This window comes from Burkholderia sp. MS389 (assembly GCF_016899425.1).
Lineage (GTDB): Bacteria > Pseudomonadota > Gammaproteobacteria > Burkholderiales > Burkholderiaceae > Burkholderia > Burkholderia sola.
Map to the genome: position 1 here is coordinate 2,910,638 of NZ_CP045995.1, position 18,615 is coordinate 2,929,252.

Here is an 18,615-nt window from a genome sequence, read left to right on the forward strand (position 1 = left end):
ACGGTTGCCCGAACTGTCGCAGCAACTCGAAGCCTGTCCCTCCGCCCCAAGGGCTATCAAGGTCGAATCCAGTGGCAAACTTTCTAACGTCTGTCGGTTCATAACTTGCATAAATGAACTGATTGGCGTACTGTGGAAGGGCCGTTGAGGGAAACTGCGTTGGACAGCACGGATCGAGACGTACAGGAAACTGCCATCATGTGGCATTGCGCTGGGCCCGCGGTGATGCTCGGCACGGTTCTGAAGACGTGGGGCTCGGCGCCTCGCCCGATCGGCGCGATGGTCGCGCTGCGTGACGACGGTGCAGTGAAGGGTTCCGTATCGGGCGGGTGTCTCGAGGACGATCTGATCGAGCGCGTGTGGCGCGTCGGATTTTCGGGCTCGACGCCGACTGTCGTAACCTACGGCCTCTCGGCGGACGACGCCCATCGCTTCGGCCTTCCGTGCGGCGGCACGCTGATGATTCTCGTGGAACCGGTCCGGGTATCGTCGCGCCTTGACGAGGCGCTGGAATGGGTCAGGCGTGGCCGGGTAGTGATCCGCAACGTGAATGCCAATACCGGCGAAGCCGACGTGAGGCCGACCGATTCGGCGGCCCCGACCTCGTTCGACGGCGTGTCGTTGCGCGCATGTTACGGACCGAGCCATCGCCTGCTGATCATCGGTGCAGGGCAACTGTCCGAATATGTTGCGCGGGTGGCGGTGGCGCTGGGCTATCGCGTCATCGTTTACGACCCGCGTGAAGAGTACCTCGGGGAATGGTCTGTGGCTCATACCGAAGTATTTCGCGAAATGCCCGACGACCTGATCGAGCGAGTCGGCCTGGATCCGAACACGGCCGTGGTTGCGCTGACGCATGATCCGAAGATCGACGACCTGGCGTTGATAGAGGCGCTCAAATCCCCGGCATTCTATGTGGGAGCGGTCGGCTCGCGTGCGAATAACGCGAAGCGTCGGGAACGGCTCAAGCTGTTTGACTTGACCGACACACAGGTTGCAGCGCTTCATGGTCCGATCGGGCTTCACGTCGGTGCCAGAACGCCGCCGGAGATCGCGGTGGCTATCATGGCGGAGATGACTTCGCACCGGGACGGTGTGCTGGTCGTGCAGGCGCACGCGCTGCGCGATGCGCCGTCGGTGCCGCAACGGAGCGAATAGGCACGCGCGTACCTGTGTGGCGTTGTGTGAATGGCAGATAAAATTTTCGATGAACTTATGGCTAAACCCACCATGCTCGAATCGTCGAGCCACAGTGCGTCGGATGCACGTTTTGCATCGATCGAGCGCTATTCATCAGTTGCGAGAACAGTCGAGATACTGTCGGATGCGTGGGGATTTCTGGTTCTGCGGGAGTGTTTTTTCGGCGTCAGGCGATTCGAGCAGTTCCAGAGCATCCTGCAGGTGCCGCGTACCACGCTGGTGGAGCGGCTCAAGAAATTCACGACCCTGGGCATCCTGAAGAAACAGCTTCCGTCGACCGGCGGTGCCCGCTACGAGTACCGTTTCACGGAGCAGGGCCGCGACTTGTACGCGACGATGATCGCGCTGCTCGCCTTCGGCGACCGTTGGCTTGCGGGCGGCGCGCAGCCGCCGTTGAAACTGATTCACAAGACCTGCCAATGCGATTGCGCACCGCGCGTCGTGTGCTCGCACTGCCGCGCCGGCATTGACCCGAGGTCCGTCCACTATCGCGACGGGCCGGGAGCGGGCGGCGAGGAGCGTAGCATCGAACGCAAGCGCTCGCGCCGGAGTTCGGACGTGCGTGTCCTCGAGCGTATTCGGCCATGCTCGGTCGCGCGAACGTTGCAGATCATCGGTGACCGCTGGAGCTTCCTCGTGATCCGGGAATTCTTTTACGGTGTTCGACGCTTCGACGAGTTTCAGTCGCGCCTGGGTATCGCCACCAACATCCTGTCGGACCGACTGCAGCGACTCGTGGAGCAGGGTATCGCGGAGAAGCGGCTGTATCAGGAGAAGCCGAAGCGTTACGAGTACCGGCTGACCGAAATGGGCCGCGACTTGTATGGGCCGCTGCTGGTGATGATGGCCTGGGGTGACAAGTGGCTTTCGGGTGGCAAAGCACCGTTGAAACTTCGGCACCGGGAGTGCGACCACGATTTTCATGCAATCGTCGCATGCGACAAATGCGGTGCCGAACTCGATCCGCGTGAAATGTCATATGTGCTGCGATATGCGTTGCCGGTAGAGCTCGACGTCGCCTGACTCGCGCTTCTCGATGCCGCGTGGCGCCGGGGCGCGCGTACCGCGGCAGATCGATTCAACAGCATCGCGGTGGCTGTCTTCTTAGCCGGCCGGCCTGGCAGCCGGCTATGCGTCTCGTTCAAATCGCGCCGGGGGACCGCGCGCGTGGCGATTTGCCTCGTCATCTCCTTTTTCCCTTCGTCATGGTTTGGTGCGACTGGTCGACCGCACGTGTCGCCGGACGCATCCGGTCGCGCGCGGACTTGCCGCGTCCCGATTCGACCTTGCAGCAGACGTTAACCGTGTAAGCGTGCCCGGTACACAACCAAGAAGGTATCGGAAATGCAAGCGATATCTGCGCTGATGAATCCCTATTGGCACGGCCGCTCCTCCATGCGAAAGAGACGGCTGCATCCGCGCGGAATGCTTCAATACATCAGCCAATAACGGCTGGATAGCCGCGCGGCGTCATACATGACAGGTTGTCGAACAAGGGACTTGCAAATCAGAATTTCGCTCACTATAGTCCACTTATGCAAGTTAGTTTGTCGTCACGACATCGTTGTCGATTTCGTGATTCCGTGATTCCGTGATCGGGTGGAGGAGCAAAATTGAACGCATTTGAGTTTCAGTCGAACAGGTCTACGATCGTCGAGGCCGGCGCTTCGGCCCGCCTTGGGGAAATCGTCGGCCGGCTGGGCTGTCGCGCGGTCTTTCTCGTGACCGACCGCGGCATCGTCGATAACGGTCTGCTGAAACCGGCGCTTGATAGCCTCGAGGCAGCCGGCACGGCCGTTACGGTGTATGCGGACGTGCAGGCCGATCCGCCGGCTCACGTTGTGAATAGTGCGGCCGATGCGGCGGTGTCCGCCCGGGCCGACTGCGTGGTCGGTATCGGCGGCGGTAGCTCGCTCGACGTCGCGAAACTGGTGGCGCTTCTCGCGCGACGGACGGAAAAGCTCGACGCCGTTTACGGCGTGGGCGTCGCGAAAGGGCCGCGGCTGCCGCTGGTGTTGCTCCCCACGACTGCGGGAACTGGATCCGAGGTCACGCCGATTTCGATCGTGACAACCGGAGACGGAGAAAAGAAGGGTGTTGTCTCGCCGATACTGCTGCCGGACATCGCGGTGCTCGACGCGGATTTGACGTTGAGCTTGCCGCCCGCGGTCACGGCGGCGACGGGCATCGACGCAATGGTTCATGCGATCGAGGCGTACACCAGCAAGCGCCTGAAGAATCCGGTCTCCGATTGCCTCGCGAAGGAAGCGCTTCGCTTGCTCGGCGCCAACATCGGCGAGGCTTGTGCCAACGGCACCAATCGCGACGCACGCCAGGCAATGCTGCTCGGCGCAATGCTGGCCGGCCTGGCGTTTGCTAATGCTCCCGTAGCAGGGGTGCACGCGCTGGCCTATCCGGTGGGTGCACGCTTTCATGTTCCGCACGGGCTGTCGAACTCGCTCGTTCTGCCGGCGGTCATGCGTTTCAACCTCGATGCCGCGGCCGACTGGTATGCGGAGCTTGCCGCCGTTCTGATGCCCGACGTCACGGGAAATACCGGTGCGCGTGCGAACGCACTGGTCGAGCGGCTGACTGCACTGCCGAAGGCGCTCGGCTTGCCGACGCGGCTGTCTGACGTCGGTATCAGCCGCGGCGATATCGCGACACTGGCGGAAGACGCGATGCGTCAAACCCGTCTGCTCGTGAACAACCCGCGCGAGATTTCCCTTCAGGATGCGGCTGCGCTCTACGAGGAGGTTCTGTGACCCAGAAAAAAATGCCGTCGCGTCGCGCCCAATATCCGCACTTCAGCGCCATTCAGACGCGCTGGTCCGACAACGATTCCTACGGGCACGTGAACAACGTCGTCTATTACGCGTACTTCGATACGGCGGTCAATCGGCATTTGATTGAACGTGGCGTGCTCGATATTGCAACCAGCCCGATCATCGGGCTCGTGGTCGACACGCGTTGCACGTACTTCTCGTCGATCGGCTTTCCCGACGTCGTCCATGTCGGCATGAAGGTCGTGCATCTCGGCAACAGTAGCGTGCGCTACGAGATCGCGCTGTTTCGCAACGATGCCGACATGGCTTCGGCGATCGGCGAGTTCGTACACGTCTATGTCGATCGGGCAACGAACGGTCCGGTGCCGATTCCGAACGATGTCCGGCAAGTCTTGCGGTCGTTGATGGCCTGACGCGCCGGTCACAACAGGTGTCCTGGAGGAGAGAACAAATGGAAATGGCAGGAGAGGCACGGTTGCAGGCATCCCGCGAGACCGTGTGGAACGCGCTCAACGATCCGGCGGTGCTGCAGGCCAGCATCCCGGGGTGCGAAGTGCTCGAGAAGAGTGCCGACAATGAATTTACCGCGACGGTGGTGTCGAAGGTCGGGCCGATCAAGGCGCGGTTCGCCGGCAAGGTGACTTTGTCTAATATCGCCGCCCCCGTCAGTTACACGCTGACGGGTGAAGGGTCCGGCGGCGCGGCAGGCTTCGCGCGTGCTGACATCGACGTGGCGCTCGAAGCGCTGGAGCAGGATGTCACGCTGCTTCGATACGGCGTCAAGGCGAACGTCGGCGGCAAGCTGGCGCAGTTGGGCTCGCGAATGATCGATGCGGCGGCGCGCAAGTCGGCCGATGATTTCTTCGATCTGTTCGCGAGGCAGGTCGGCACGAAAGTGGCCAATGGCGAACAGGAGGCGTCGTCATCGACGATGGGCGTCGATGCACTGATGGCGGCTGTGTCGATCGAGCGTCCGCTCGTTGCGCCGGCTCACGCGGAATTGGCCATCGCCGCCGAACCCGCGGCGCCGCGGCAACGCGTGGAATCCGTCGGCAGCGCTGCGCCGCAGGCTCGCTCCTCCGGGGCGGACGGCGCACCCGCGATCCCGTTGGCCGATCTTCAGTCGGAGGTGACGGATGCGTTGATGACCGAGAAGATCAAGGTGTGGATCTCCGATCAGATCGCGGTCGTCACCTTGAACCGACCGCGCAGCCGCAACGCGATGACATACGGGATGTGGCTCGCGATGCCATCGATTATGGCCGCGCTCGAACGAAATCCCGAGGTGCGGGCCGTGTTGCTGACAGGCGCGGGCGACGACTTCTGTGCAGGCGCCGACATCTCCGAGTTCGAGAAAGTGCGCGCCGACGCTGGCCAGGCGAACGCGTACGAGATTGCGGTGGATGCGTGCTGCGATGCGATCGCGAACATCTCGAAGCCGACCATTGCCGTATTGCGGGGCTACTGCCTGGGCGGAGGCGCGCATCTGGCGATGTCGTGCGACTTCCGCTTCGCGGCACCAGACGCCACGTTCGGCATTCCTGCGGCGCGCCTTTCCATCATCTACGGCGTGCGTGGGACGCGCAAGCTGTTGTCGCTGGTGGGGCTGTCGCAAGCGAAGAAGATTCTGTACGGCGCAGAGCGATTCGATGCGCGTGCGGCGCGCGACATCGGATTCGTGGACCGGATCGCCGGAGACGACGCGCAGGTCGCGCCGCTCTCATGGTGGCAGCGTGTGAGCGGCGCTAAGCCGCGCGCAAGGACGAGCGATCCGATGGCCGATGCGCGCGCGTTTGCGAGAACGATGGCGGCGAACGCGCCGCTGAGCCTGGCGGGTGCGAAATACCAGCTGAACGGGATGGCGATGGGCACCGGCGCGCTCGATCTCGATCGAGCCGAGGCGATGATCGCGGCGGCAGCCAGCAGCGACGACTATCGGGAAGGCCGGGCCGCGTTCGCGGAAAAGCGCTCGGCGAAATTCCAGGGACGTTGACGGAGGAACCGATGAAACCGGCACCGTTTGACTATTGTTGCCCGGACTCCGTCGACGAGGCGATCGCCGCGCTGGCGGCCTGCCGCGGCGATGCGAAATTGATGGCCGGCGGCCAAAGCCTGATGCCGATGCTGAATTTTCGGGTGGTGCGTCCCGCGCTGATCGTCGACATCCGCAAACTGGTCGAGCTCGACTACGTGCGCGAGCGTGAGGACGGCGGACTCGCGGTGGGTGCGCTGACGCGTCACCGCGTGCTCGAGACGTCGCGCCAGGTTGCCCGACATTTTCCGATCATTCCTGACACGATGCGCCATGTCGCCCACCTCGCGATCCGGAATCGCGGCACGATCGGCGGAAGCCTGTCGCATGCCGATCCGGCCGCGGAGTTGCCGATGCTGGCGCGATTGCTGGATGCGACGATCGTCACGCGTTCGCCCCGCGGCGAGCGCAGGATTGCGGCGGCCGATTTCTTCATCGCGCCACTCACGACGATGCTCGACGATGACGAGATGGTCGTTCGCGTCGATTTTCCGGGCGTGAAGCCCGGGACCGGCTGGTGTTTCGAGGAATTCTCGCGTCGCGCAGGCGACTTTGCGCTGGCCGCCGTGGGCGTACTGCTGGATGTCCGCGACGGCGTGATCCACGATGCGCGCGTCGCGATGATGGGAGTAGGCGACACGCCGTTGCGGCGCAGTGACTCGGAAGCGATCCTGCTCGGCAAGCCGTTGTGCGACGCGCTCGTGGATGAGGCGGCGGAAATCGCGTGTGACGGACTGTCTCCCGCCATGGATCTGCATGCTTCGCCGGCGTACCGCCGCCATCTCGCGGGGGTGCTCGCGCGGCGCGCGATACGCAGCGCATGGCGCCGTGCTTCAGGAGTCGCGCAATGAACGAACATCACATTGCCCGCAAGCCCGTCTGGATGATCGTCAATGGCACGGTCGTCGAGCGCAGCATCGAACCGCGCCTGCTTCTGTCCGATTTCTTGCGACACGACCTGTCGCTGACCGGCACGCACGTCGGTTGCGAGCACGGCGTATGCGGGGCTTGCACGGTGATCGTCGACGGCGATAGCGTGCGGTCCTGCCTGATGCTGGCGATCTCGGCCGACGGTTGCGACGTGCGTACCGTGGAGAGCATGGGCACGCCCGATTCGCTGAGCCCGCTGCAGGAGGCGTTCCGTGAACATCATGGCCTTCAGTGCGGGTTCTGTACGCCCGGCATGCTGGCGACCTGCACCGATGCGTTGCAGAAATACCCGCTCGACAGCGATGACGAGATTCGCGATGCGCTGTCCGGAAATCTTTGCCGCTGTACCGGCTACCAGGGCATCGTCGAAGCCGTCCGTGTTTGCGTAACGGCGCGCGACGCATTGCGGCAGGCCGCCGGATCCGAGCCAACCGAGGATAACCAACGATGAAGATGCATGTTCTGAATGGCGGCCGGCTCCGGATGCGCAAGAGTGTCTATCTGCCGGAAGCCGAGCGAAGCGAAACGATCGATCTGCCGGTGGCATGCATGCTGTTTCGGCATGGTCAGGGAAACGTATTGTTCGACACCGGATGCCACCCGCAGGTCGTCGACGATGCCGCCGCTCGCTGGGGGGCGATGGCGAAGGCCATGACGCCGATCGCCGGACCGGAAGACAACGTCATCTCGGAGTTGAAAACGCTCGGGCTCGGGCCGGACGATGTCGATGTAGTCGTCAACTCCCATCTGCACTCCGATCATTGCGGCTGCAATGCGTTCTTCAAGAGAGCGACGTTCTTCTGTCATGCGAAGGAGCTGGCGGCCGCCCAGGGAGAGGAGGCACTGCAACGCGGCTACATTCCCGCCGACTGGCAGCATCCGATGCCGACCGAACTCATCGACGGGGAGCGCGACGTCTTCGGCGATGGAAAGATGCTGCTGGTCCCGTTGCCGGGGCACACGCCAGGGAGCATGGGCATGCTCGCGACACTGGAGCGTGACGGCGCCTTCCTGCTTGCTGCCGACGCCGTTGCGCTGCGCGAGAATCTGACGCGCGAAGTGATGCCGCGCAACACGTGGGACTCGGATGCCGCGTTGTCAACTCTCAACGAGGTCCGGAGGCTCGAACGAGATGGCGCGAGCGTGATCTTCGGCCACGATCCGCAGCAGTGGGAGACGCTTCGCAAGGGGGCTCACGCGTATGAGTAAGCCGCGTCGTGATCCTGGCGCGCCGCCGGACGCCGATGTCGGCATCGACGAACAGCCGCGCGGCGGTTTTGTCGGGCAGCCGGTGCGCCGATTCGAGGACGCGAGACTGCTCACCGGACTCGGACGTTATGTCGATGATCGGCCGGCCGGAAATGCACTTCATCTCGCGATCGTGCGCAGCGACCAGGCGCATGCGCGCATCCGCGCCGTGCGTGCCGACGCTGCACGCGGCATGGAAGGTGTATTCGGCATCTATGCGTGGGCCGATCTGGCTGGCCTCGTCAAGCCGGCTGTCGCGGTATCGCGCATGGCGGATTATCAGCCCACGCCGATTCATGCGCTGGCGGACGGTGTCGTGCACTTCGTCGGCGAACCGGTCATCGCGGTGCTCGCTGATAGCCGCTATCTGGCCGAGGATGCGCGGGATGCGATCGAGATCGAATACGAACCGCTGCCGGTCGAGACCGATGCCGAGGCGGCGGCACAGCCCGGCGCGCCACTGCTGCACGAAGGATTGACGAGCAACGTGCTGGTCGAACGTCGGTTCGTGCGTGGCCAGATCGACGAAGCGTTCGCGAACGCGCCTGTCACCGTTGGCGGCCGGTTCCGGTTTCACCGGAAGATGCCGACCGCGATGGAGCCGCGCACCTATATCGCGGAAGTGGATCCGGGCCGGGACGCCCTGACGCTCTACACGTCGAGCCAGATACCGGGCATCGTGCGCGACGCGATGGCGGATCTGCTCGACATGCCGGGCAACCGGCTGACGGTCATCGCGCCCGATGTCGGGGGCGGATTCGGCGGCAAGACCTCGGTCTATCAGGAGGAGATGCTCGTATGCGTGCTCGCGCGAAAGGTCGGGCGCCCGGTGCGCTGGAGCGGTGATCGGCTCGAGGACATGCTGTCGACGAGCCAGGCCTTCGACGAACGGGTCGATGCCGAACTCGCACTGGATAGCGACGGCCGGATTCTGGGCCTGCGTGCCGAAGTGATCGGCGACGTGGGCGCGTATTCGATCTATCCATGGACCGCCGGCATCGAGCCGGTACAGGTCATCAGTTTTCTGCCCGGGCCGTACCGGGTCCCCGCGTATCAAGGACACGTTCGCGGGGTGACGACACCCAAGGCGCCGACCGGACCCTATCGCGGCGTCGGACGCCCGACCTCGACATTCGCGATGGAGCGCCTGATGGATCTGGCGGCAAAGCGTCTCGGAGTGGACCCGACGGAGTTGCGGTTGCGCAACCTTGTGCGTCCCGAGGAGTTCCCGTATCGGACGCCAGTCGGCATCGTGTGGGATCAATCGGCGTTCATCGAGGGACTCGAGGCAGCCAAGGAGCGGTTCGACTACTCCGCCGCGAGGCAGGCACAGGCGCAGGCGCGTGCCGAAGGGCGCTGGGTCGGTATCGGCGTCGCCTGCTATGCGGAACTGTCCGGCATCGGTTCGCGCATTTCGGCATCACCAGGCATGCCGATCAACACCGGCACCGATACGTGCGTGATCCAGCTCGATTCGACCGGAGCGGTCACGGCATCGTTCGGCTGCGCATCGCATGGTCAGGGGCACGAGACGACACTCGCTCAGGTGCTGGCAGACGAACTCGGCGCGCGCATCGAAGATCTGCGCGTGATCACCGGCAATAGTGCCGCCGTGCCGCACGGTACCGGCAGTTATGCCAGCCGCACGGCCGTCATCAGCAGTGGGGCTGGAATGCTGGCAGCGCGCGAACTGCGCGCACGGATGCTGCGCGTCGCCGGTCATCTGCTCGACGTGTCGCCGGGCGATCTCGACGCGGTCGAGAGCGTCATTCGCGTGCGCTGGAGCGACGCGTGTCTGTCATTCGCCGATCTGGCAAAGGCGCTCTATTCGCAGATGGGACGCGTGCCGCCGGAGTTCCGGGAGGATCTTTGCGTCAGTCGGGCTTACGACCCGGTGGTAGGCACGACAAGTTCGTCTACGCATCTCGTTCAGGTGGAAATCGATCCCGAAACGTATGGCGTTCACGTTCGGCAATACGTGATCGCGGAGGACTGCGGACGGGTGATCAATCCGTTGATCGTCGCGGGGCAGACGCGTGGCGCCGTGGCGCAGGGCATCGGCGCTGCACTGCTCGAGGAAGTTGTGTACGACGCCGAGGGGCAATTGCTGACCGCGAGCCTGGTCGATTACCTGCTGCCGTCGGCACCGGAAGTCCCGACGTTGGATCTCGTGCACCTCGAGAAACTGGCACCGAATACGCTGGGCGGCTTTCGCGGCATGGGCGAGGGCGGGACGATCGGCTCGCCCGCGGCCATTGCGAATGCGATCGCCGATGCGCTGTCGCCGCTGAACGTCGACATATCGGAATTGCCGGTGACGCCCGAGCGCCTGTATCGCCTCATTCATTCATCCCCCATTGAATCAATCAAGGAGCAACAAGATGGAATTCAGACTTGACGGAAAGGTCGCGCTCGTCACCGGCGGCGCCCGGGACGTGGGCCGTGAAATCGCACTGGGCCTGGCTGCCGAGGGTGCGAGTGTCGTCGTCAACTATCACGGATCGAAGGCCGCGGCGGAAGCGGTCGTGGACGAGATCCGCGCGCAAGGTGGGCGAGGGCGGGCGATCGGCTGCGACATCTCGGACCGTCGGGCCGTGGATCAGATGATCGACGAGACCGTCGAGGTCTTCGGCGGTCTCAACATCCTTGTCAACAATGCCGGGCTCGTCATCCGCAAGCGCTTTCTCGATTCCCACCCGGACGAATGGCGCAAGCAGATCGACGTCTGCCTGTACGGCACGCTGAACTGCACGCATGCGGCGTTGCCTCATCTGGAGCGTCAGAAAGGCAGCGGCCGAATCATCACGATCACGGGCGATTCGTCGCGGGTCGGCGAATCCGGCCTGGCGATCGGCGCGGCCGCGCGCGCGGCCAATATCGCACTGATGAAGTCGATCGCACGAGAAACGCGCTCGGGCACGACAGCCAATGCGCTGGCGCTCGGGTTGATCGAGACCGCACACGATCCGGAATTTCTCGAGGCGAATCTGGAACGGCTGGTCAAGCTCTATCCGCTTCGACGTCTCGGTCAGCCGAATGATGTTGCGCCCATGGCGGTCCTGCTTGCATCGGAAAAGGGAAGCTGGATTACCGGTCAGGTGATCAGCATCAGCGGCGGCTTCAGTATGGTCTGACGGCGCAACCCACGGCGTTCTTCCGACAACTGACACATCAGCGCCGCCGACCGAATCCGACGGCAGCGCTCCAGGAGACAAACGTGATTCATACCGAGCTTATTGTGCCTGTCCACGAATTGCTCAAGCGCCATAAGGAGCGCAATCCGGACAAGGCGGCATTCGAGGACGCACGGACGTCCGTCACTTATGCGGAACTGGACGCGATGACCGCACGCCTGGCGACGCACTTCCAGCGGGCGGGCGTGCAGGCCGGCGATCGTGTCGCCGTCGTGCTGCCGAACTCGGTCGAATGGGTGGTGAGCTGCCTCGCCTGCGTTCGTGCCGGTGCGATCGCCGTGCCAATCAACCACGAGGCCACTTCGCCGGAGATCGAGTATCGGCTGGATGATGCAAGCTGCACGGCACTCGTGACGAGCGACGTGCGCGAGCGGGAATTGCGCGCGGTCGGTGCTTCTGTCGGTACGGTCACGGAATACGTGACCGTGTCGTGGTCGTCGCAGCCCGTCGTCGGTACGCCATTTGCAGTCGCGACGGCGCGCGGCACCGCGAGTGAGCCGTTGGATCCGGACACGATCGACGATCCCGCATTCGTGATCTACACGTCGGGAACGACCGGCAAGCCCAAAGGCGTGCTACTGTCGACGCACGGCATGCTGTGGGTCGCCGCCGCATGCTGGGCCCCGATTGCCGGCCTGACGGGCAGCGATCGCGTGCTGAGCGCACTTCCGCTGTATCACTCGTATGCGCTGAACTTCTCCGTGCTGAGCGTGCTCGCAGTCGGTGCGACCGCGTATCTGATGGAGAAGTATTCGTCGAGCGAAATCCCGCGGCTGCTGTCGGACGGGCGCTTCACGGTCATGCCGGGCGTGCCGACGATGTTCCACTACCTGCTCGAATCCGCGCGGGCGAACGGGCGCGGCTCGCTGCCCGGGCTGCGATTATGCGTGTCGGCCGGCGCGATACTGCCGGGCACGACGAATCGCGAATTCGAAAACATGTTCGGCCTGAAGCTGCTCGATGGCTACGGCATTACCGAAACCTCGACGATGGTCACGATGAACTGGCCGACCGGTGCGCGCGTATTCGGCTCGTGCGGCCTGCCGCTGCCGGGCGTAGCGACGCGCGTCGTCGATCCTGTTGCGTTGCGCGATGTCCGTGTCGGGGAAGAAGGCGAGTTACTCGTCCGCGGTCCCAATGTGATGAAGGGATACCTGAACAAGCCAACGGAAACCGATGCGGCATTGAGCAACGGCTGGTATCGCACGGGCGACCTGGCTCGCTTTGATGCGAACGGCTATATCACCATCACGGGGCGCCTCAAGGAAGTAATCATTCGGGGCGGCCAGAACATCTCACCGGCCGAGATCGAAGAGGTGGTCTGCGAGTACGACGGCGTTCACGATTGCGCGGTCGTCGGCATGCCACATGCGCATCTCGGCGAGGTGCCGGTGGTGTTCGTCGTCGAGCGAGCCGAGGGCGCTGTGGATGTCGCGGCGCTGCTTGCGCACTGCAGTCTCCATCTGTCGGCTTACAAGGTGCCGTCCGCGATTCATGTGACGACGGAAATTCCGCGGACCGGATCGGGGAAGGTCATGCGGTTCAAATTGCGCGAAGCCGTACAACCGGCCGAGCACGGTGACGTCTGACACGTTACGCCTATCCTCTGACTGGAGAAGTATTGATGTCGACAATTTCATTGAACGGACAAATAACACTTCGGAATCCTGAACTGATAAGGAATGTGTGCCTGATCGCAGGTGAATGGGTTCACGCTGACCAAGGCGGCACGATCGACGTGCGCAATCCGTCGACGGGGCAGTCGCTCGGGACGGTGCCGCGCATGGGGAGAGATGAGACATTGCGCGCGATCGACGGCGCCAATGCCGTGCTGGCCGAATGGCGCTCGCGTACGGGCAAGGAGCGTGCGGCAGTTTTGCGTCGCTGGTATGAGCTGATGATCGAGAATCAGGATGATCTGGCGGCGATCATGACGGCTGAGCAGGGCAAGCCGCTTGCGGAAAGCCGCGCGGAGATCGGCTATGCCGCGTCGTTTCTGGAATGGTTCGGCGAGGAGGCCAAGCGTGCCTATGGCGATACGATACCAGGGCATGCGCGCGACAAGCGCATCGTCGTGCTGAAGCAACCCATCGGCGTGTGCGCTGCGATCACGCCGTGGAATTTCCCGGCGGCGATGCTGACGCGCAAGATCGGGCCGGCACTCGCCGCTGGTTGCACGATGGTATTGAAACCGGCGAGCCAGACGCCATTCTCCGCGCTTGCGCTCTGCGTGCTGGCGGAGCGTGCCGGCGTACCAAAGGGGGTGATCTCGTGCGTGACTGGCGCGGCGGCGGAGATCGGCGAAACGTTGACGGCCAGCCCGATCGTCCGCAAGGTCTCGTTCACCGGATCGACGGAAATCGGCAAGATTCTGCTGACGCAATGCGCGTCGACCGTCAAGAAGGCATCGATGGAACTGGGCGGCAACGCGCCGTTCATCGTATTCGACGATGCCGATCTCGACGCGGCAGTGAAAGGTGCCATCGCGTCGAAGTATCGCAATGCGGGGCAGACCTGCGTATGCGCGAACCGTCTGCTGGTTCAGGACGGTGTGTATGACGCGTTCATCGAAAAACTGTCGGTGGCCGTGCAATCCATGCGTGTCGGCGACGGATTCGAGGAAGGTGTCGCGATCGGTCCTTTGATCGACGAGCATGCCGTCGCGAAGGTTGTGGAGCACGTCGACGACGCGATATCGAAGGGCGCGCGTGTCGTAGTCGGCGGAAGGCCGCACCAGAAGGGCGGCAACTACTACGCGCCGACGATTCTTGCCGATGTGACGCCGTCGATGCGGATCTTTCGCGAGGAGACGTTCGGTCCCGTCGCCCCCATTTTCCGGTTCAGTACCGACGACGAGGCGATCGCGCTCGCGAACGACACCGAATTCGGTCTTGCTTCCTATTTCTACAGCCGGGATATCGGCCGCGTGCTGAAAGTGGCCGAAGCGCTCGAGTACGGCATCGTAGGCATCAACGAAGGGCTGATTTCGACCGAAGTCGCACCGTTCGGCGGTGTCAAGGAGAGCGGGCTCGGACGCGAGGGATCGAAGTACGGCATCGAGGACTACCTCGAGCTCAAGTATCTGTGCGTGGGCGGAATCGCCTGACGCTCGGGGCGGCACCTGGGTGCATCGACGCTTCGGTGCCGGTTCATCGCGAATGCTTCGATGGAGGTATCTCGCACAATAAAGTCCAGTAATGAAAGTTAAACAACAAAGATGAATCCATTGGTTTGGAGGAGCTAGACATGTCAACGGTCAATGTGGCAGTGCCTGCGTCGCGGATGTCCCGTGACGAAAAACGGGTAGTTTTCGCGTCTTCGTTAGGTACGGTATTCGAGTGGTACGACTTCTTTCTGGCGGGCTCGCTGGCGACGTTCATTGGCAAGCATATTTTCTCCGGTGTCAACCCGACCGCGGGATTCATCTTTACGCTGCTGAGCTTTGCTGCGGGTTTCGCGGTGCGACCTCTCGGGGCGATCGTATTTGGACGTCTGGGCGACCTGGTAGGCCGCAAGTACACGTTTCTCGTGACGATCGTCCTGATGGGCGGCTCGACGTTTCTCATCGGGTTGTTGCCGGGCTTTGCCACTATCGGGATCGCTTCGCCTATCCTGTTTGTCGCGATGCGGATGATTCAAGGGCTTGCGCTTGGCGGCGAATATGGCGGCGCGGCGACCTATGTCGCGGAGCATGCGCCGAATGACCGGCGCGGTGCATGGACCGCCTGGATTCAGATGACCGCGACGCTCGGGCTGTTCCTGTCGCTGGTGGTCATTCTGGGTGTGCGAACCACGACAGGCGAAGGTCCGTTCGCATCGTGGGGATGGCGAGTGCCATTCCTGATGTCCATCGTCCTGCTCGGGATATCGGTGTGGATCCGTCTTCAGTTGCACGAGTCGCCGGCATTCGAGCGCATGAAGGCGGAGGGCAGTCGCTCGAAGGCACCCGTAGCCGAGGCATTCGGGCAATGGAAGAACCTCAAACTGGTGTTGGTCGTGTTGTTCGGGCTGACGGCGGGGCAGGCAGTCGTCTGGTATACGGGGCAGTTCTACACGCTGTTCTTTCTGACGCAGACGCTCAAGCTCGAGGGCTCGACGTCGAATGTGATCCTTGCCATCGCACTCGTGATCTCGGCGCCGTTCTATGTCGTGTTCGGTTCATTGTCCGACCGAATCGGACGCAAGCCGATCATCCTGATCGGTTTCGCGCTGGCGGCCGCCACGTATTTTCCGCTGTTCAAGGGGCTCACGCACTTTATCAATCCCGCGCTGGAGACGGCACAACGGAATGCGCCGATTGTGGTGAAGGCATTTCCTCGCGAGTGTTCGTTCCAGTTTAATCCGGTCGGTACGGCGACCTTTACCAGTTCATGCGATATTGCCAAGAGTGCGCTCTCGAAAGCTGGGCTGAGCTACCGTAACGAACCGGCGGCGCCGGGCGAGAGGGCAGCGATCGTCGTCGGCGGCAGCATCATTTCGTCATACGATGGAAAATCCGCCGACGCAGCCATGCAAGGGCGTGATTTCGATCGGGCGCTGCAGCGTGCGCTGCATGATAACGGCTATCCGGCGAAGGCCGATCCGGGCAAGATCAATTGGCCGATGGCGATCCTTCTGCTGGCGATCCTGATGATCTACGGCACGATGGTCTACGGTCCGATCGCGGCCATGCTCGTCGAGTATTTTCCGACACGGATCCGCTACACGTCGATGTCGTTGCCATATCACATCGGCAACGGATGGTTCGGTGGATTCCTGCCGGCTTCCGCATTCGCGATCGTCGCGGCAAACGGGAACATCTATTCCGGCCTCTGGTATCCGATCGTCATTGCGACCGCTTCGCTGATCGTCGGGATCTTGTGCGTGCGCGAGACGCGCGGCACCGATATCTGCGCAAACTGACCAGACAACATATCGATACGGAGTCGAGCGGATCATGGCGTTATACGAATATCGAGGCGTGGCCCCGCGCGTTCATGCGTCCGCTTACGTACACCCGAGTGCGAGCATCATCGGTGACGTGATCGTCGGCGCCGGTTGCTATATTGGGCCCGGAGCCTCGCTACGTGGGGATTTTGGCGCTATTCGTGTCGGCGAGGACAGCAACGTACAGGACAACTGTACGTTGCATGTCGGGCACGGAATGACATGTTTGCTTGGCGAACGGTCTCATGTCGGCCACGGCGCCGTGGTACACGGCGCACGTCTGGAGCGCAACGCGCTGATCGGGATGAACGCCATCGTGATGGACGACGCGATAGTCGGAGGTTCCGCCATCGTGGCGGCGTGCGCGTTCGTCAAGTCAGGGATGCAAGTGCCGGCACAAACGCTGGTCATGGGCGTGCCGGCCCGTATCGTCCGCGTACTGACCGACGCGGAACTGCGTGAGAAGGTCGAAGCGACGAACCGATACTGCGAACTCGCGGCAGCGAGTTTGGCAACGATACGCCGGATCGATATGTCGATCGGTGGCTGAGCCGAGTGATATTGCCGGAATTCGACAGACCCCGACCGTCGCGAATGGAATACGGCGATCGACGATTGTCGCGATCGGCTTTTGCGGCGGAGCGCCGCAATCGTTCGTTGTCGGCACTACCGACGTAGCCGTGCAGTGCGCCGTAGACGTGCGCGCACTGCACGATTCACAAACGAATCAATCGATCCCTGCCGTGCGGTGACCAGCATAGTACGGGGTGCGCCAGTTTGGCGTTATGCCCATGAAGTCGTCGAAATATGCAATGGCCAGCATCGGCTCTTCGAGCAAATTCTCGCGATACGATTGCCAGATCTTGAGCTGTCCGATTTTTTCGGACGGTTCGACGACTTTTCCACATTCCTGCCGTGATACTTTTTTGACGAGCTCAACGCAAAAATGAGTCAGTGCGAATCCGGTCGGCCACCAGTCTGCAATTTCGCTGCTCGGTTTCTTATGTGGAATGATGGTCACCGATGTGTCTCGGACGGCTTTGAATTTCAATAGTTCGGCGAGCAGCGCGCCGATGCAGAACTGGAAATAGTCAGCCGCGTTCTTGTGTAGGTAAAACTCACTGTCTTCGAGGATTTGAGTCCACGCGACGAACGCTTGTGTGAACTGTCGATCATCGAGCTCGAGCAACACGCCGGAATTTTTTGAGTAGTCGTCGCAATACTGCTGAAGAAGCAGTCTGCAAGATGACAGTTTGGCGAGAGCCGGCCATACGCGATGTATGGACCTTGCGATCGGTTCGTGTTCGTCTACCAAGATGCTTCTCCGGCGCATTGACTTCACAGGTAGCTGACAATTCGGGAAAACTCGCGCTGCATCGCGTCGTCCGGATTTTTCGATCGCAATGCCGCTCGAATTCGCGACTCGGACGCGCCTACGAGATCGGCCGCGAAACGAAGCAGCGTGTCGGGATCGGACGGAAGCGCTGCAGGCTGAACAATTCTTGCGCACCCGGTGATACCGAGTAATAGAAAAACATATACGTTCGGCTCGGATACCAGCCACCACGGCGCGACGACATCCGGCAATTCATCGAATCGTGCGCTTCGAATCGGATGGCGGTCGATGAGCGATAACGTGAGCCGGGAATACGCGCGGCAGATATCGTCGGAAAATTCATCCAGCGACGCCTCGGCCTGGATTTCCGCTATGCCTTTCAACACGTTGTGCGCGCCGCGCAGGCTGCTGAATGCGTCATTGATGCGGTGTTCAAATATAAGGACGTCCGTCGCACCCGCGTGCAGGATGAATCGCTTCGCGGCTGCGTAATAAAGTGCCGAGCAGTGGCGGATCAGCTTTGTATCCGCGGATTCGCGAATGATGCGTTCCAGGCCGCCGTCGAAGCTGACAGGCGCTTTCCAATGATCCTGCAGTGGGGGAATCGCATGACCTGCATACGTTTCGGCCGTTTCGAGCAGTGTGTCCGCGATATGGCCGACGGAGCCAAGAAATTGCGGCAACGGCGGCAAGTTCGCGCGGCGGGCAGCGGTTCGCTGAGAATCGGACCCAGAGCCGGGGACGTTTCGCGCCGCGTATCGAAGTTGCCGCGCACAATCCATCAATGCAAGGCGAACCTGACTGAGATCCTGGACGATGTGCGATGGCGTCAATGACTTGGGTTCCATGGCTGCCTCGAGACTGAAACATTTGAAGTTAAGATAGCACATTTGTTCAGTGTCATTGATCACGTTAATTTAGGGGAGGAAGCGTGCCGAGAGCCCGAACCAAGCACCGAGAAGA

General features: G+C 62.2%; 16 protein-coding genes. 14 read left to right on the forward strand and 2 right to left on the reverse strand.

The features are described from left to right. The first annotated feature begins 159 nt into the window (after window positions 1-159). From GJG85_RS29375 to GJG85_RS29440, 14 genes are all read left to right on the forward strand, one after another. The gene (locus GJG85_RS29375) at window positions 160-1,158 is read left to right on the forward strand and encodes an XdhC family protein (protein ID WP_089489186.1); all 999 of its coding nucleotides are present in this window, start codon (window positions 160-162) and stop codon (window positions 1,156-1,158) included. Window positions 1,159-1,215: 57 nt separating this feature from the next. Then, window positions 1,216-2,223, forward strand: coding sequence for a helix-turn-helix domain-containing protein (locus GJG85_RS35320; protein WP_089489187.1), 1,008 nt, complete (start codon window positions 1,216-1,218; stop codon window positions 2,221-2,223). Between the two features lie 590 nt (window positions 2,224-2,813). Then, window positions 2,814-3,965, forward strand: a complete 1,152-nt coding sequence (locus GJG85_RS29385; RefSeq protein ID WP_124638257.1) for an iron-containing alcohol dehydrogenase — start codon at window positions 2,814-2,816, stop codon at window positions 3,963-3,965. 11 nt (window positions 3,966-3,976) lie between these two features. Further along, window positions 3,977-4,399: a thioesterase family protein gene (locus tag GJG85_RS29390; protein WP_050011242.1), complete on the forward strand. Its 423-nt coding sequence runs from the start codon at window positions 3,977-3,979 to the stop codon at window positions 4,397-4,399. Between the two features lie 38 nt (window positions 4,400-4,437). After that, window positions 4,438-5,979: an enoyl-CoA hydratase-related protein gene (locus GJG85_RS29395; RefSeq protein ID WP_080334129.1), complete on the forward strand. Its 1,542-nt coding sequence runs from the start codon at window positions 4,438-4,440 to the stop codon at window positions 5,977-5,979. An 11-nt stretch (window positions 5,980-5,990) separates the two neighbouring features. After that, window positions 5,991-6,869: a xanthine dehydrogenase family protein subunit M gene (locus tag GJG85_RS29400; protein ID WP_050011241.1), complete on the forward strand. Its 879-nt coding sequence runs from the start codon at window positions 5,991-5,993 to the stop codon at window positions 6,867-6,869. Then, the gene (locus tag GJG85_RS29405; protein ID WP_050011240.1) at window positions 6,866-7,399 is read left to right on the forward strand and encodes a (2Fe-2S)-binding protein; all 534 of its coding nucleotides are present in this window, start codon (window positions 6,866-6,868) and stop codon (window positions 7,397-7,399) included. Before GJG85_RS29400 ends, GJG85_RS29405 begins: the two co-directional genes overlap by 4 nt. Beyond that, complete coding sequence (locus GJG85_RS29410; RefSeq protein ID WP_050011239.1) at window positions 7,396-8,157, forward strand: N-acyl homoserine lactonase family protein; 762 nt, start codon at window positions 7,396-7,398, stop codon at window positions 8,155-8,157. Before GJG85_RS29405 ends, GJG85_RS29410 begins: the two co-directional genes overlap by 4 nt. Next, on the forward strand, window positions 8,150-10,594 hold the full coding sequence (locus GJG85_RS29415; RefSeq protein WP_204384155.1) for a xanthine dehydrogenase family protein molybdopterin-binding subunit: 2,445 nt from the start codon (window positions 8,150-8,152) through the stop codon (window positions 10,592-10,594). The genes GJG85_RS29410 and GJG85_RS29415 overlap by 8 nt, the downstream gene beginning before the upstream one ends. Further along, on the forward strand, window positions 10,578-11,330 hold the full coding sequence (locus tag GJG85_RS29420; RefSeq protein ID WP_089489190.1) for an SDR family oxidoreductase: 753 nt from the start codon (window positions 10,578-10,580) through the stop codon (window positions 11,328-11,330). Before GJG85_RS29415 ends, GJG85_RS29420 begins: the two co-directional genes overlap by 17 nt. 83 nt (window positions 11,331-11,413) lie before the next feature. Beyond that, a complete protein-coding gene (locus GJG85_RS29425; protein ID WP_089489191.1) occupies window positions 11,414-12,979 on the forward strand; it encodes a class I adenylate-forming enzyme family protein in 1,566 nt (521 codons plus the stop codon). A 35-nt stretch (window positions 12,980-13,014) separates the two neighbouring features. Then, complete coding sequence (gabD, locus tag GJG85_RS29430; RefSeq protein ID WP_089489192.1) at window positions 13,015-14,496, forward strand: NADP-dependent succinate-semialdehyde dehydrogenase; 1,482 nt, start codon at window positions 13,015-13,017, stop codon at window positions 14,494-14,496. 140 nt (window positions 14,497-14,636) lie between these two features. Continuing rightward, window positions 14,637-16,292: an MFS transporter gene (locus tag GJG85_RS29435; RefSeq protein ID WP_050011234.1), complete on the forward strand. Its 1,656-nt coding sequence runs from the start codon at window positions 14,637-14,639 to the stop codon at window positions 16,290-16,292. 34 nt (window positions 16,293-16,326) lie between these two features. Then, window positions 16,327-16,866, forward strand: a complete 540-nt coding sequence (locus GJG85_RS29440; protein ID WP_050011233.1) for a carnitine operon protein CaiE — start codon at window positions 16,327-16,329, stop codon at window positions 16,864-16,866. 177 nt (window positions 16,867-17,043) lie between these two features. Here the strand turns inward: GJG85_RS29440 and GJG85_RS29445 are convergent, their stop codons facing one another. Next, window positions 17,044-17,631: a hypothetical protein gene (locus GJG85_RS29445; protein WP_124630514.1), complete on the reverse strand. Its 588-nt coding sequence runs from the start codon at window positions 17,629-17,631 to the stop codon at window positions 17,044-17,046. Window positions 17,632-17,654: 23 nt separating this feature from the next. Next, complete coding sequence (locus tag GJG85_RS29450) at window positions 17,655-18,500, reverse strand: hypothetical protein (RefSeq protein ID WP_124630513.1); 846 nt, start codon at window positions 18,498-18,500, stop codon at window positions 17,655-17,657. Window positions 18,501-18,615: the final 115 nt, after the last annotated feature.